The following is a 15,281-nucleotide window of genomic DNA, read 5'->3' on the forward strand; positions in this document are numbered from 1 at the left end:
CGGGTCCGGTGGTTATCGAGATGCGGGGTGCGGGGGTCGCCGGTTGCCCGCTGCGCCCTACCGCGCGCGCCGGCGCGGCCGACCGCTGTCGGGGGAGGTGGGAATAGCGTCGCTGCTCCCCGGCACCGAGAGGACATGCGCCAGGTCGGTTACCCAGAACTCGTACTGGCGACCGCGGCAAAAGATGGTAAGGGCGGTGGGCTCGTAGTAAACGAGGCTGCCAACGTAGGTCGCGCCGTTTTTGAGGTGAACAATCAGGCGCACGCCGCGCTCGGTCTGCGAGCGCTCGCGGAGGCGCCGCCACAGGTCGGCCCCCGAGTCGAGGTTATGATCGAACACCAGGCTGGGCGGTGCCGGCGGGCCTGGAGCAGACTGACGGGCCTCCACTGTATCCACCCCTTGCCTAGGACGCTCTCGGCACTATGGTAGGCGCGGCGGTGGCGGTTGTCAAGCGCGCGGGTCCGCCAAACAGGAGATCCGTTATTGCGAGAACGACGACTCTGACCGGGGCGGGCTGTTTGGCCAGGGAGGCAGCCCCCCGACGGGTCGGGGGGCCACATGGGATTGCGGACATCCGATACGCCCAACGCCCGTTCGCGGACGCAAGCACGGAGTGGCTAGGTCGCTCCGCGACCGCCACCCCGGCGGCTGCGCCGCCTAGGGGCTCCTGGTCCGGCAGAGCGTGACCGCGAAACGTTGGCGGAAGCGCCGACCGCCATGCCCAAGCGGCAATCGCCTGCGGCCTGGAGGTGACCGGGGGGCGCGCCGCGAATCATGTGCGCAGCGAGACGTACCGACTTGAATCTGGGCTACCACGACGACTGGGAGAGCGCGCGCCGCCATCTGGAGGCATGGTGGGCTAACGACGCGCTCGACCGCGCCGCCCTCCAGGTGGACGCCCCCCGGCAGCATCCCTTACCGGGACCCGACGCGCCCTCCGCGCCGCAGGATCTCACCCGGCGCTGGCTCGACGCGGACTATCGGGTGGCCGCGGCGGACTACGACATGCGCCAGACCTTCTTCGGCGGCGAGGCCTTGCCCAAGTTCTGGCCCAAGCTGGGCCCGGGCGTCGCCGCCGCCTACCTTGGCGTTGAGCCGGTGTTCGCGGAGGGCACCGTGTGGTTTGACCAGGACCCGCGCGGATGGAATGAGATCGCGCCCGCTTTCGACCCGGAAAACCGATGGTGGCGGGCGACGCTCGACCTGGTGCGCGCGGGAGTGCAGGCTTCGGACGGCAACTTTTTCGTCGGCGTGACCGACATCGGCGGCGTGGTGGATATCGAGGCCAGCCTGCGCGGCCCCACCGACCTGCTGACCGACCTAGTGGACGCGCCACATGAGGTCAAGCGCGTGCGCGATCAGATCGTGCCGCTGTGGCTCCGCTGGTACGAGGAACAGGAGCGCATCATCCACCAGCGCCTGGAGGGCAGCTCCTGCTGGCTCGGCGTGTGGTCGCCGGGGCGCACCTACAATATCCAGTGCGACTTCTGCTGCATGATTTCGCCCGCGCACTTCGAGGAGTTCGTGGCGCCGGAACTGGAGGCGCTGTGCTCGTGGCTCGACCACGTGACCTTCCACCTCGACGGGCCGGGGGCGCTGCGGCATCTTGATCGCCTGCTGGCCATCCCCGGCCTGCGGGGCATCCAGTGGTCGCCGGGTGCGGGCGCGCCCTCCGCCGTCGGCTGGCTGCCCATGTTGAGGAAGGTACAGGCGGCGGGCAAGCTCCTGCACCTGTACGACGATATCGCCAACGCCGAGGCGATCCTGCGCGAGCTCTCGCCCAAGGGGTTGATGATCAGCGTCGGCGGCTGCCGCACCGAGCAAGAGGCCCGCGACCTGCTGCGCCAGGCCCAGGGGTGGTACCGGAAGCCGTAACCGCGGTCGCCATCGCGCGAGCAGCGGCACGCGGTATCTGCTGCGGTGTCTGCGGATCGGGAGTCGAAGGCGTCTGCCCGGGCTGTGTGCCAGGCGACGCCGAGGAAGCGAGGGCGAAGGAAGACCGCCGCAGTCCGGGAGGGAAGCTCATGCAATCCACGGTCGTGGCTCACGAGCCGGGCAAGTTCTATGGCTGGCCCGCGAACAGCGGACTCTGGACCTGGGAGAACGGCGAAGTTCTGGTGGGTTTCACCACGGGTGACTACGTCGAGAAGCCCGGTCATAACATCGCTGAACCCTATCGCGGTGGTCTCGCCCGAAGCAAGGATGACGGTCTGACGTGGACGGTGCAAAGTCCCACGGGCTATGTTTGCGAAGCCGGAGAGCCCAGAACCCTGGGCTCGAAAACCGACTTCACGCAGACCGGGTTTGCCATGAGGGTGTCGGGCGCAGGCTATCACTGTCAGGGCAAGCACCCCGGCACCTTTTGCATCTCCACCGACCGCGGCGGCACCTGGGAGGGCCCGTACCTGTTGAACGGGCTGGCACAGGAACCGCAGTTGGCGGGGCTGGAGATCACTTCCCGCACGGAATACGTGGTTCTGGATACCCATACCTGCCTGCTCTTCATGTCGGCGAGGCACCCGCACCATTCCGACCGCGCGTTCTCGGCCGTCACTGATGACGGCGGCAAGAGCTTCCGTTTCCGGTCATGGATTGTCTCATTCGATGATCCCTGGCGCGCCGTAATGCCCTCGGTCGCACGCGGTCCCGACGGCACTTTGGCGGCCGCCGTTCGCCGGCGAGCGCTGCCGGCCGATGACTGCTGGATAGACGCGTACATCTCCCAGGATCTGGCGCAAACGTGGGAGTTCGCGGGCCGAATCGGCGATACCGGGCCGGGGAACGGCAATCCCCCAGCGCTCGTCCGGCTCGACGATAGCCGTCTGTGCTGCGTTTTCGGGGACCGCGCCCGCAGGTGCATGGTGGCCAGGCTCAGCGCCGACCTGGGGGCCAGTTGGGGCACGGAGACCGTCATCCGCGACGACTTCCAGCCCGACAGATTCGGCGACCCCGATCTGGGCTACCCCCAGCTCTTCCAGCGCAGGGATGGTCAATTGGTGGCCATGTACTACTGGGCTACCAGGGAGCTGCCCCACCAGCACATCGCAGCAACCATCTGGAGCCCGGGATAGCTCTGCGCAGTCAACGGGTGAAAGTAGGAAGGGGCTGGTTTTCGCCAGCCGGATCGGGACCGCGGGAGGAGCGCACTACAGGCGTGTCCGCAGGAGGCGGCGCCCCGGCGGCGCAGAGCGGTCGCCGGCTCCGGGTGTGGCCTATTTCGGTGGGTGTGGCGTAGTCGCGCACTTGGATGCGGCCCAGCCGCAGGGAATGGGCGGCCACACAGGGCCGCCCCTACAGCATGACGACCATTCCCAATCCTCGAGGTCACACCCCCGGCTCTTCGCGGCTCGACAGGGGCAGGACGGCTCAGGTATAATCAGCATGCGAGGAGAAGGTGCGCCTGCGTCCTGGCCCGAGCGCCAGTGGGCGGGTGACGCTTTCTTCCCGGCAACTCCGCGCATAAGCGGGAAACTCCTGACCTCACTCTCAGCGGAGGGGAAGGATTCCAGGCTCATGATTGCGCCGCACGGCGGAAGATTGGTTGACCGCATCGTTGTCGGCAAGGAGCGCGAGGCGCTGGAGCGCCGCGCCCCCGACCTGCCGCGACTGACGCTCAACGCGCGCGAGCACAGCGATCTGGAGATGATCGCGACCGGCGCCATGAGCCCGCTGGAGGGCTTCATGGGACTGGCCGAATACACCAGCGTCCTGGATCACATGCGCCTGCCCAAGGGGCTGCCGTGGACCATCCCCATCACCCTGGCGGTGAAGGAGGGCAAGGGCGAGCAGTACGCGGAGGGCTCGGATGTCGCCCTGCATGGCGAGGACGGCGCGCTGCTGGGGGTGCTTCACCTGGAGGAGAAGTACGAGGTGGACCGGGAGCACGAGGCCAAAATGGTGCTGCAGACCGCGGATGAAGCCCACCCCGGGGTGCAGTACCTGAATACCATCGGCAGCACCTATCTCGGCGGTACGGTGAGCGTGGTCAGCCGCCCGCAGCACGATGAGTTTCACAACCATCGTCTCGACCCCAAGGAGACGCGGGTGCTGTTCAAGGTGCGGGGGTGGGAGACGGTGGCGGCGTTCCAGACGCGCAACCCCATTCACCGCGCCCACGAGTACCTGCAGAAGTGCGCGCTGGAGATCGTGGACGGACTGCTCATCCACCCGCTGATGGGCGAGACCAAGCGCGACGACATCCCCGCCGACGTGCGCATGCGCTGCTATTTGACGCTGATCGAGAACTACTATCCCGCGGAGCGGGTGGCGATCTCGGTATTCCCGGCGGCGATGCGCTACGCGGGGCCGCGCGAGGCGGTCTTCCACGCCCTGGTGCGCAAGAACTATGGGTGCACCCATTTCATCGTCGGCCGCGACCACGCCGGGGTCGGCGCCTACTACGGCACCTATGACGCGCACTACATCTTCCGCGAGTTCGACCCGGCGGAAATTGACATCACGCCGCTGTTCTTCGACCACGCGTTCTTCTGCCGCCGCTGCGGCAACATGGCCTCCACCAAGACCTGCCCCCACGGCAAGGAGCAACGGGTCTTCCTGAGCGGCACCCAGGTGCGAGAGATGCTGGCGCGGGGGGAGATGCCGTCGCCGGAGTTCACCCGCCCCGAGGTCGCCCGGGTGCTGATGGAGGCGGCCGGCTCGGAGCCGGCATCGTGAGTGCGGACGACCGCCGGCTATTGGTGTTCGGCCTCGACTGCGCCACCCCGCAGTTCGTCTTCGACCGCTGGCGCGACGAGCTGCCGACGCTGAGCGCCCTCATGCGGCAGGGAGTCTGGGGCAAGCTGCGCTCGACCGTGCCTCCCATCACCGTCCCCGCCTGGACCTGCATGATGACCTCGCAGGACCCGGGGATGCTCGGCCTCTACGGCTTCCGTAACCGCCGCAGCTACGGCTACGAGGACCTCTACATCGCCAACGCCAAGTACGTCAAGGCGAAGACGGTGTGGAACCACCTGTCGCGCCGGCGCCTGCCGTCGCTGGTGTTCGGGGTGCCCCAGACCTATCCGCCGAAACCCCTCAACGGCATCCTGGTTGCGAGCTTCATGACCCCGGGCAAGGACGTGCAATACACTTATCCCGACGAGATCAAGGTCGAGCTAGACCAGGTCGCCGACGGCGATTACATCATTGACGTGGACGACTTCCGCACCGATGACAAGCAGCAGCTTCTCGCCGCCATCTACCGCATGACGGAGCGGCGCTTCAAGGCCTTCCGCCACTTCCTGGGCAAGGACGACTTCCGCTTCGCGATGATGGTGGAGATGGGCGTTGACCGCATCCACCACGGCTTCTGGCGGTTCTGCGATCCCGCGCACCGCCTCTACCAGCCGGGCAATCCCTACGAGCATGTTATCCGCGACTACTACCGGGCGGTGGATGCCGAGCTGGGCGCGACCATCGCCGCGGCGGGACCGGATTGGTCGGTGATGGTGGTCTCCGACCACGGCGCCAAGGCCATGCACGGCGCGATCTGCATCAATGAGTGGCTTCAGCGCCACGGCTACCTGGCGCTGCGCGAGCAGCCGCCGCGGCAGATGCCGTTGAAGCCGGAGATGATTGACTGGGGACATACGCGGGCGTGGGGCGAGGGCGGCTACTACTCGCGCGTGTTCCTCAACGTCCAGGGGCGCGAGCCGCAGGGGATCATCCCGCCGGGGGCCTACGAGTCCATCCGCAACGAGCTCAGGGCGGGGCTCGAGGCCCTGACCGACGAACAAGGGCGCAACATCGGCACCCGCTGCTTTAAGCCGGAGGACATCTATCAACAGGTCAACAACATCGCGCCCGACCTCATCGTCTATCTGGGTGACCTCGACTGGCGCTCGGCGGGATCAGTCGGCGTCGGCTCCATCTACCTCTACGAGAACGACACCGGGCCCGACGACGCCAACCACGCCGAGGACGGGATCTTCATCTGGCGCCTGCCGCCGGGGGTGGCGGCGCAGCGCCGCGAGACCTATTCCATCTATGACATCGCCCCCTCCATCCTGCGCTACCTCGGGATCGAGACGCCGCCGGAGATGATCGGGGAATCCGTCATAGCTTGATCCGCAGATGACGCAGATTACGCGGATGGAAAAACGCGGACGACAATCTGTGCAATGGCTAGGCGGCTTCGCCGCCGCCACGGCGGCCTTCAGGCCTAGCCGTCTGTGCAATCTGTGGATTTCTGAAAAGAGGAGCCAGTGGTGAGCAAGGGATTCACGTTGTGGTTCACGGGGCTGTCGGGGTCGGGCAAGAGCACGCTCGCGCACGCGGTGGCGGAGGAGCTGCTGGAGCGCGGGATGAAGGTCGAGGTGCTCGACGGCGACGTCGTGCGCACCAACCTCAGCCAGGGCCTGGGCTTTTCCAAGGAGGACCGCGACACCAACATCCGGCGCATCGGCTTCGTCTGTCACCTGCTGACGCGCAACGACGTGGTGGCTATCGCCGCCGCCATCTCGCCCTACCGGGAGATCCGCGACGAGAACCGCAAGCTCATCGGCCGCTTCGTCGAGGTTTACTGCCGCTGCCCCCTCGACACGCTGCGAGCGCGCGACGTCAAGGGTCTGTACGCCAAGGCGCGCGCCGGCGAGATCAAGGGCTTCACCGGCGTGGACGACCCCTACGAGGAGCCGCTCAACCCCGAGATCGTGGTCGAGACCGATCGCGAGTCGGCGGCGGAGAGCGCCGCCAAGATCATCCGCTCGCTGGAGCTGATGGGCCTCATCCCCGCCTCCCAGGCGGGGGACGACTACAGCGAAGGCGAAGAGGAGAAGATCAAGGAGCGGCTCAAGGCGCTGGGGTATATCTAGCGCTCGCGCAAGTGTCATTCCGAGGGAGCGTAGACGCAATCGGGTACGCGCAGCCGGTTAGCTTCGTAGCCCCGCTTGTGTTCTCGGCTTAGCCTGCCATTCTGACCCTAAAGACCTCGCACGATCCTATGCCTGAACATAGCATCGAGCCCTGAACATCACCGCTACGCGCCTCGACATCACCGGGGCCGTTCTGATGGTGTCCCGCCCGCCCACCCTAGCGGACTCCTCCAATCACGACCCAACGCCACTACCTTCCCCTTCTCTTTGCCAACCCCTGATCTCACTGCGGGTGCTCAGGCACGCGACGTTCTCACGCACCACCAAGAGTCAAAGCATACTGGTGGCGAGGCGTCCCATTGCGGTCGTACTGGTACAGGTGCACTGGAGGATTCATCCTCGGGTTAACTTGTTGACCCACCACGACGGCGCCGCCTGTCGGGCCTGCATAGAAAAGGTGGATTCCTCGGCAATTGGGAAAAGCGTTCTCAAGCGCAGCGAGAACGCCTCGCAATTGCCGCCCGAGGTTCGTAAGCTGGTCGCGTCGACGAAGCCAGTGCACCGACGGTTCTCGACATGCCAAGTCAACCTCGCATTTCGCACCCGGAACGACTACCCTCGTATCCGCCGGTCGAACCCTCGCACTTAGAGATACACGCACCACGACATCCACCTCGTCACCAACACCCCCTGCCGGAACTCCACTTAGCGTCAGTTCATCATCATCGCATGCACAGGCGTCCTCCGCCCAGGACCAGGATTGTCGATCTCGGTCAAACTGAAAGCAGTCCACGGCTATCCGGTCCGATAGTATGAACCCCAGGTGAATTGCGAGCGGTATCGGTGCAAGGCTGAAGACGGCAAGCCGTGGAACAGCGTTCCGGAGTCGAGCAACCGCCTGCCTGAGCAAGCCTTCCTGCCACCTCGCCTCAGCGGCCCAAGGGAGCGCGCCCAACTCTGTCCGGACAATCAGTGGCTCCCCAAAGGCATGGACTGCTCCCAGTGCCGCTCTGGCGGATTGCACGTCAATAGGGGACAGCACGTCATGGACTAGCATCCAGCACGAACCCTGCAACGCGCCCACATTCCCTCCCGTCGCCCCATCCCGCTGCCCTTCACCAGTCATCTCCACCGGGGGAACACCAAGAAGCTCGGCCCTCTCTTGGGCGGAGAGCCCACACGCCATCTGCCACAGAGCTTCATTGTCCAGATGCTCGATCTGAATGCTGGCATATTCCTTCCGCTTGCCAAGAAGTGCTCTCGGCACCTCGGGAGGCAGGCCACGCCTTGAGTTATAGACGAAGATCCACTTTTTGAGATGATTGCCCCAGTACTCAACGGCCCCGCCCAAGTCCTCGTCGATCTTTGCAACCAGCCTCGCCTGCGACAACTTGTCAGGAGAATAAACCTGGTATATGACACCATTTCCGAACAGAAGCCCATCGCATTTCCCGTCACCCATCCTCCCATAGCTTGTGACAGCCATGAACTCAGGCTCTGTCCCCTTCAGGATCCTCTCGAACAGGCGCTGAAACTCCGTGGCGGTGCACTCGTGGCACAACAGCCTGAAGCGCAACCACTGATGCGCCAGAACCGGGCCATAGTTGCCTTCGGCACTCACTTCCGGCGAAGCCTCTGCACCATCTGCCATATCTCGCACCGTCGCTGCTACTACTCTCTGTACTCTCCCCGCGCGTCTCTCAATATGCTGCCCCTTCTCCCCGTTCTCTTCTTAGCAATGATGTACGTACCCCGCTCAGTTCGCCGAAACGTCAGATGGCCAGAGTACTCACCACTTGATCGCAGAGCCTGAACGAGCTGATCGTATTTCGCCAGGACGTGTGCAGAGGGGCGCCTGCTATCCCGATCCTCGCGAACGCACCGATCGATGTCGGCAACGTATGCCTCGATCTGTTCAACCCGCGTCCGAAGCTCATCTCGTTGCTGCAAATCATGCACCGAACAGAGAGCTTGTGTGACCGACGACACCAGCTGCAACCCCGCCAAGATCGACTCTACGAGCATGTTGGACCATCTCCGCTCGCCTCAGACTTGTCCCTCGACTTCTTGTCCTCGCTGACATCTTCACAGCATCGCGCACTACTCTGCCTGGCATACTGTCGCGCTCTATCCACCAACTCTTCGACGAGGCTGAACCTAGCCGTATCCAACGGGATCACTTCACTAACAAGAAGCTGGTCCCCGAGGAAAAGCGTCAACCTCGCACACAACCGCTCATCTCCCTCGCCCGGATGCTCGTACTGCAATCCCACCGTCTCAGCACCACCAGGCCGCCACCTCCACATGATTGCCCCCGTCTTCAGGTCGCGCGTCGTCGTGACGCCAGGGAACATGCGTTGCAGCCACTTCTGATCCTCGCTACGCAGGTGCCTCAACGGATCCGGTGTCTCACCTACAGACCCGAACCCCGGTCCAATCTGGCGAATCACCCGCTTCCTTGACATCCCCCGGACGCCAGTTGATGCTTTCTCTAGCAACCGTAGAATGGGCTCCAATGCATATTCGTGCCTGGTATGCCTGACCCGCCCACGTTCCACTTGCAGGCACTGATGCGAACCACGCACAAACAGATAATACGCTGCGTCCAACTTCCTGCCATTGATATTCCTAATCAACAACGCAAGGAAAGCATCCCCGTCGTACCGGGGATCATTCACCGTCTCTACGTAGTTCCGTTCATCGCCGGAACTAAGTTCCGACAATCCATTGCAGTGGTGGCTGTGCCAAGAGCCAATGTAACGAATGCCTGGGTCCAGCGTCTGGACCAGTTCCAGCAACGAATCCTGATATATCCCGTCAGGAACCAGGTGCCCCGCTGAACGGTCGCCCCCAGGCCCCGAGTCAATGAAGCTCTCAACCTTGATCACGGTTGAATTCCGATCTCGGGTGATCCGACCAAGCAGTTTCCCTCCCTCCTCCACGTCAGAGCCCATCACTGTGTGTGCAATTCGCCTGATCACAACTGATGCGACCTCCACTGACACAGACAAAGGCCCATCCCCTTGTCGAAGCACACGTGGTACCCACTCAAACACTGCTCGTCTCCCCTGGCATCCCTTGTCCACCGCAGCAGCACTCTTTCTGCGGCTTGAGCCTCATCTGTTTAGCCTCGAAATGGCTTCTGAATATCTTCCTCGCGGGTCGGTTCGCAAAGATCACCCAGTTCGCCCTCAGCCTCGGCACCGCAGTCTTCAAGTTCCTGCATAGGACTGACAGCGCCATCCTTGCCTGAATCATAGCGATCATCTGAATATCGATGGACAATCCAGATGCCCGGAACTCGCGCTCCCCAAGTCCGTAGATTCTCTCCCGCTCTTCCTCCGTTAGTCCTAGCGCATCGTCGCTCAGGTCGATGCCACTTTTCAGCGCGAACAGTTGAAGACAACGGTAGCATCCGGTTTCCCCCGGAATGTACGCATACACCTCGCCCCCGATTCCCGTCCTAAATACCGAAGCAGTCACGAAGGGCACGCCGATCTCCACACACTTGTCACTAACATATTCCCGCACGCTCTTCCGGTCGGGACAGGACAGAACCAGATCGGATTCCTTCATCGACTCTACGAACTCTGGAACTTGCATCACATCAGAGGCATATGACCGAACCTCCGCCGACGGGTTCCTGTCCAGAATCCACTCCTTCTGGACGTCCACCTTCTGCCGCCCTACATCCCTTCTGAGCCGAGGATGCTTCACGAGATTCACGCTCTCGAGCGTGTCTGGATCATACAGATCCCATCGTCTAATCCCGTTCATCGTCAAGTGATCGCATACCGGCGCCCCACCACTGCCCAGCCCGACCATCGTAACCCTCACATTCTCGAATTGCTTCGGGTTCAGCAGGTACTCAGTCCTACTGAAGTCGAGCGCTGGCCCACCATCGTTCATCGGTGTTGGTCCTTCCCCGGCCAGCGCGTCCTCCCGCTCAATATCCATTTATCGTACTTGTTGAGCCATATCGCCGTCTTGGCAACAAGGAAGGCCAGCGAAAGTGACGTTGACCACTGCTCGCTCTTCATGACGCAAATGTTCCCGTTCTGGTAAACATGGGGACACCCTGCGGCTACCGTCGTACGTGGAAGTCGGATGCGCGGCAGGTCGTACGGGTAGTTCTCGCCAATCTCGATGCTGATGTAATATGAATTGCCGTAGCTGGTCGACAGATGGCCCTGTGCCGATGTAACCCGGCCGTTGCTCCCATACAGCTTGATACCAGGAAAGAAACGCGCCAGTTTCTCCTGCTCAACCGCCATTCTGCTTCCGAGCAGGTCTGTCCCAGCGAAAATGATCTCCCGATTTGCCTCAAATCCTGCCATCACGCTATCTGCGCATACTCCCCTTTGGGGTCTCGCAGAATGGTAGGTGTCCTGCCTGCCCTTCGAGGCGCCTCTCCGGGTTTGTGCACATTCCCATCCTCGTCGATCTCTACGAGTTCCTCGCAGTTCTCTTGGTCCTCGAATGCCTCGTCTGTCCTTCTTGCATCAGCGGTCATCTCGCACATCTCCTCTCGTCTTTGTCCATGCAATCGTCCGCGTCATTCACCTCGCTCCGACCCGACGCGCTCTCATGGCGATGACATCGCCCTACTGGCCTACCTCGCGAGGGAAGTAAGAATCACCCAGCAGGCACTTCCACGCTTTGATGGCGCTCTCCTCATCGCCAGCCGCGTTGGCCTCCGCTGCCACCTCATGCCACTGCTTCCCGGCCTCATGAAACCGGCGATAGGCACTCCGGGTCCACTCGTTCCCGGAGAAAACCAGCTTCTCCCCGCACGGAGTCCGCAATCCGGAACTCCCCGCCTTCTCCGCATCGAACCCCGCAATCGCACGAAGCACCTGCTCAATGCACTCGCCCGTGCTTCCCGCGTACACGGAGCCCCTCAGCGCATACAGCAGGCATTCGAGATGGAAGGACGCCGCGTTGCTCATACCATCCTCCAGTCTCGTTGCGCGCAGATGCTTGAGGACCTTGACCATTGGAATGAACGACCCGTCCGTCTGATCGTTCTTCTCGGACAATAGCCGCTGATGTTCCCTGGCATACGTTTGCGTCCATTCGCCGCCATCCGCCCCAGCAGCCTCCGGGTCGAAAACCCAGAACGGTTCATGCTCAAAACGGGCGCCAGGTTTTCTCAGCGCTGGCAACACCTCCACCTTCACAGACGCCAACTCTACCTTAACACACATGCTCTGCTCATCATAACGGATCTTGTCCGTGTACCTACTGTCTGCCGCAATGCTATCCGCCACCATCACGAAGATTTGGTCGCGTGTCTCTCGGTTGGCCGTTGTCTTGTAGGAGACACTGCAAAGAGCCACAATGTCCACGTCGTTAATGGTATGTATCGCTGTGTGCCGTCGGTAGGAACCCTGGATGAAACATCTCACCCTGAGGTCACCCGCAGGGCCGTCCACATCCTCAATGAGTGATCGAATCGTCGACTGTGCGCTCAACGCTCGGCGCACGTACGTAGGAGAGGGGTTGAGCCTTCTGAAGAAAGCGTCGAAGTTGTCTGTAAGCTTGTGAACAGCAGCCATAATCGCCCCCAAGGCGCCCATCACTTCACATGGTATTCTACCTACCTGCACTCTCCTTGTCAACCAAGCTCAATGCTTGCTCGCCTCGTACCCGCTTGCCCCCTTGCATCTGTCAGCAGGGCCCTGCGCATGCCGTGACGAAGATCCCAATCCAGACCATGCCACGCCAACCCGCTTCTCCTGACGACCTTTCCCCGCTTGAGCGCTTCCTCGTCGCCTACGGTGCTGCCTTGCCGTTTCTCCCGCAGCTACGCCCAATCGTGGCAGCCGTCAGGCAGGCTCACGAGATCGACCCACCTTTTGACGGCGAGAGCCTCGACTACAACCTGAAGCACTTCCCACCCGAGACTCTGGAGCCAGAGGTTCTCGAAGCCCTGTTGCAGGTCGAGTGGCCTGAAGACGTCGGCTTCCTCAATTACCTCTGCCGACCTCAGCTCATCAAGGCCGCCCTTGACGACCTGCCCGAACCGGATCTTGAGTCGGAAGACCCTCCCTTCGACCCGCAGACCGCAGCCGACCTTGTCAAGCGCTTCGATTCCATCATCATGCCGGCCATCCTACACGCCACTGGCCTTGGCGCCGCCTTCCTACAGGTGTTCGCCCGGACACTTGCCCGGTACATCGTCGTCGGTCCCATGGAACTGCCCCAACCCATCCCCAACCCGCTAATGCAGCGAGTCATTATTGCACCCGTCCGCGGCGAGACGCTTGTGATCGCCATTGTCAACCGAGCCGGCGACCCGAAGAAGACCGCCAAGGAATTCGTCAAAGCCCATCACCGTCTCTTCAAACGCACCGCGCGCACGCGCGTCGGCCCCGAGTTTGAGCGCGACGCCTGGGTTTGGGCCACCTACGAGGGCCTCAAAGCGGAAGAGGCGGAAAACCTACGCCGCGCCGAGATCATGGGCGAGCCACACACTGACATAGGCGTGTACGCCCGCATCGCCGACCTCTACTTCGAGCTCTACCCCAACAAGGCCCACGGTGCGCCCGATTCCCCCGAGCGCGACCGGCATATCGAAAACCTCATTCCTACGCTGCGCAAGGCCCGGCAGCGCTTCCAAGAACGGTTCTTCGAAGCGCCCGAGGAGCCGCAAGCGCCTCCCGACCCCGCGTGACAGATAAGAATCCTTAACTGTCACGACCCCCGCTCGCCCCACCGGTATAGTGCTTCCAACGCTAATCGACAGCGTGCACGAGTAGCCGGTGGCAATGGGCAAAGACTTCGAGCTGAACTACGAGCCAGTACCCGCGGACGACGCACAGGAGCGCCTGTCCCGCGCCCTGGACATCCTGCTTGCCGCCGGCCAACGTGCACGCCTCGCAAACAAGGGGGAGCAGGTTGATCGACACGGTTCAGCTGAAGTTCCGCAGGATTCCGACGACTGAACAGCTTCACGACCACTGGGAGCAGATGGCCCACACCATCCCAGGCAGTCCCACCCCTCGCCTCAGGTACGTCTACAACACCCAGCCCTCAGACGGGATCGCACTCAAGGCTACCTACCTGCCCCAGGACTATCACGGCCAGGGCATGCTGCTGATAGAGCTGTCGCTGCCCAAGGCACTGTTCGGCGTCAACTGGCGCATGATCCCCGATATCCCATCCGCCATCAGCGCCTCAGACAGCGCCATCCGCCTTCTTCCCGGCCTCCCCGACCTCGGCAGCATCGGTCATGGCGAGATCGTACGGCTCGACGCCTGCTACAACTACCAGGTGGGTGACGACATGCAGCCCTACCTACAAGCCTTGTCCCGCCTGGAGTATCCGCGACGACAGACGGTTCCATTCCTGGGCACCGGCGTCGAATACCGTTCCCGCCGCTGCAAGACCAAGTTCTACGACAAGTACGCCGAGACAGACAAACGCCGCCTTCCACCAGAACTCTGGCCCCCCATTGGCACTCTCCGCCACGAGACCACTTATCGCCGCAGCCGGGAAGTCAAATCAGCTTGCCGCGTCGAACGCGAGGAGACGCTCACCCTTGCCGACCTCGACCCCGACGCCGTGCTTGAGATCCTGCGCCGCGACCTGGCCTTCCTCGGCATCTACGGCTGCTCCTTCGCCACCCGCGAACTCGCCCTGGAGCGCCTGTGCCACCGCTACGGCGAAAACCGCGGCCTGCGTCTCTTCGGGGCGCTGCACGCGCAGCAGGAAAACCATCGAAAGACCTTCGCCAACAAGGTTCGCATCGAGCGCCACAGCGTCTCCAGACTCCTGCGCGACCTCCACGCCTCGGGCATCGCTCCCGCCATCGTTGAAGGCAAACCTCTCCCTCCTCTCGAAATCACGTGGCCGCCCGAGAACAACCCTCTCCCTGCTCCTCGCAGGAGTCCACTCGCCTCCGAAGAATCCTCTCCTTCATCCGAAGAAGTTTCCAATGAAATCACCTCCAAATAGCCCCCTACCCCTCAAAACCTGTCCCCAAGTCCTAGTGATACTCTCTGGACTTGGGCGGCGCGCGCCTGCCGGGGCCGGGGCGCGCCTTGCCGCCGTAGCCCTCTCCCCCTCGCTTTCCCGCCCGCCTGAACAGCCTGCGTCGAACTCGCCTCAGCCGGGTCAAGCCGCCGCGCAAAGAGTGCCCCTGCACTGCGTCCGGGTTCCCCACTTTGCGCGGCCCTGCGGCTGCGGGCTTGACCTGCGCCGAGTTCTCCTCTTCCCGGAACCGGCGGGCGGGAAAGGCTGCTCCCCCTCTCCCACGATACCGCCAGGAGACATGCCATGAGCGCTTACATCTACGCCCGAGTGTCCTCCGAGACCCAGGAGAAGCACCAGACCATCGAGAGCCAGCTAGCCGAGCTTCGGCGATACGCCCAGGCCCACGACCTTGCCATCGCCGGAGAATTCGTTGACGACGGCTACAGCGGCACCCTGCTGGCGCGGCCCGGTCTCGACGCGCTGCGCGACAAA

At 62.9% G+C, this 15,281-nt stretch carries 16 protein-coding genes; 9 read left to right on the forward strand and 7 right to left on the reverse strand.

The annotated features are described in order from the left end of the window. Nucleotides 1-57: 57 nt before the first annotated feature. Nucleotides 58-387 (reverse strand): hypothetical protein, encoded by a 330-nt coding sequence (locus VM221_11765; protein HUT75494.1) that lies wholly within the window; start codon nucleotides 385-387, stop codon nucleotides 58-60. A gap of 411 nt (nucleotides 388-798) precedes the next feature. Between VM221_11765 and VM221_11770 the strand changes: the two genes are divergently transcribed. From VM221_11770 to cysC, 5 genes are all read left to right on the forward strand, one after another. Beyond that, nucleotides 799-1,875 carry a hypothetical protein gene (locus tag VM221_11770; GenBank protein HUT75495.1) on the forward strand — a complete coding sequence of 359 codons (1,077 nt, stop codon included), beginning with the start codon at nucleotides 799-801 and terminating at the stop codon, nucleotides 1,873-1,875. 149 nt (nucleotides 1,876-2,024) lie between these two features. Then, entirely contained in the window at nucleotides 2,025-3,071 is a 1,047-nt protein-coding gene (locus VM221_11775; GenBank protein ID HUT75496.1) for a sialidase family protein, read from the forward strand. A gap of 442 nt (nucleotides 3,072-3,513) precedes the next feature. Beyond that, nucleotides 3,514-4,674 (forward strand): sulfate adenylyltransferase, encoded by a 1,161-nt coding sequence (gene sat, locus VM221_11780; GenBank protein HUT75497.1) that lies wholly within the window; start codon nucleotides 3,514-3,516, stop codon nucleotides 4,672-4,674. Then, a complete protein-coding gene (locus VM221_11785; GenBank protein HUT75498.1) occupies nucleotides 4,671-6,065 on the forward strand; it encodes an alkaline phosphatase family protein in 1,395 nt (464 codons plus the stop codon). Before sat ends, VM221_11785 begins: the two co-directional genes overlap by 4 nt. Nucleotides 6,066-6,203: 138 nt before the next feature. After that, nucleotides 6,204-6,812, forward strand: coding sequence for an adenylyl-sulfate kinase (gene cysC, locus VM221_11790; GenBank protein HUT75499.1), 609 nt, complete (start codon nucleotides 6,204-6,206; stop codon nucleotides 6,810-6,812). Between the two features lie 313 nt (nucleotides 6,813-7,125). Here the strand turns inward: cysC and VM221_11795 are convergent, their stop codons facing one another. The 6 genes from VM221_11795 to VM221_11820 all read right to left on the reverse strand — a co-directional run bounded on the left by VM221_11795 (nucleotide 7,126) and on the right by VM221_11820 (nucleotide 12,370). Continuing rightward, nucleotides 7,126-8,463: an SAVED domain-containing protein gene (locus tag VM221_11795; protein ID HUT75500.1), complete on the reverse strand. Its 1,338-nt coding sequence runs from the start codon at nucleotides 8,461-8,463 to the stop codon at nucleotides 7,126-7,128. A gap of 364 nt (nucleotides 8,464-8,827) precedes the next feature. Continuing rightward, entirely contained in the window at nucleotides 8,828-9,700 is an 873-nt protein-coding gene (locus VM221_11800; GenBank protein HUT75501.1) for a hypothetical protein, read from the reverse strand. 160 nt (nucleotides 9,701-9,860) lie between these two features. Next, nucleotides 9,861-10,769 (reverse strand): ThiF family adenylyltransferase, encoded by a 909-nt coding sequence (locus VM221_11805; protein HUT75502.1) that lies wholly within the window; start codon nucleotides 10,767-10,769, stop codon nucleotides 9,861-9,863. Then, the gene (locus tag VM221_11810; protein ID HUT75503.1) at nucleotides 10,718-11,149 is read right to left on the reverse strand and encodes a ubiquitin-conjugating enzyme E2; all 432 of its coding nucleotides are present in this window, start codon (nucleotides 11,147-11,149) and stop codon (nucleotides 10,718-10,720) included. The genes VM221_11805 and VM221_11810 overlap by 52 nt, the downstream gene beginning before the upstream one ends. Then, a complete protein-coding gene (locus VM221_11815) occupies nucleotides 11,149-11,325 on the reverse strand; it encodes a hypothetical protein (protein ID HUT75504.1) in 177 nt (58 codons plus the stop codon). The genes VM221_11810 and VM221_11815 overlap by 1 nt, the downstream gene beginning before the upstream one ends. Before the next feature lie 91 nt (nucleotides 11,326-11,416). Next, nucleotides 11,417-12,370: a hypothetical protein gene (locus VM221_11820; GenBank protein ID HUT75505.1), complete on the reverse strand. Its 954-nt coding sequence runs from the start codon at nucleotides 12,368-12,370 to the stop codon at nucleotides 11,417-11,419. A 134-nt stretch (nucleotides 12,371-12,504) separates the two neighbouring features. Here VM221_11820 and VM221_11825 point away from each other — a divergent pair, with 134 nt between their 5' ends. The 4 genes from VM221_11825 to VM221_11840 form a co-directional block, all read left to right on the forward strand. Beyond that, entirely contained in the window at nucleotides 12,505-13,488 is a 984-nt protein-coding gene (locus VM221_11825) for a hypothetical protein (GenBank protein ID HUT75506.1), read from the forward strand. Nucleotides 13,489-13,582: 94 nt separating this feature from the next. Continuing rightward, the gene (locus VM221_11830) at nucleotides 13,583-13,759 is read left to right on the forward strand and encodes a hypothetical protein (protein HUT75507.1); all 177 of its coding nucleotides are present in this window, start codon (nucleotides 13,583-13,585) and stop codon (nucleotides 13,757-13,759) included. After that, nucleotides 13,713-14,771, forward strand: coding sequence for a hypothetical protein (locus VM221_11835; GenBank protein ID HUT75508.1), 1,059 nt, complete (start codon nucleotides 13,713-13,715; stop codon nucleotides 14,769-14,771). Before VM221_11830 ends, VM221_11835 begins: the two co-directional genes overlap by 47 nt. Nucleotides 14,772-15,092: 321 nt before the next feature. Continuing rightward, on the forward strand, nucleotides 15,093-15,281 hold a 189-nt coding region (locus VM221_11840), incomplete at its 3' end, for a recombinase family protein (protein HUT75509.1).

Source organism: Armatimonadota bacterium (genome assembly GCA_035527535.1).
Lineage (GTDB): Bacteria > Armatimonadota > Hebobacteria.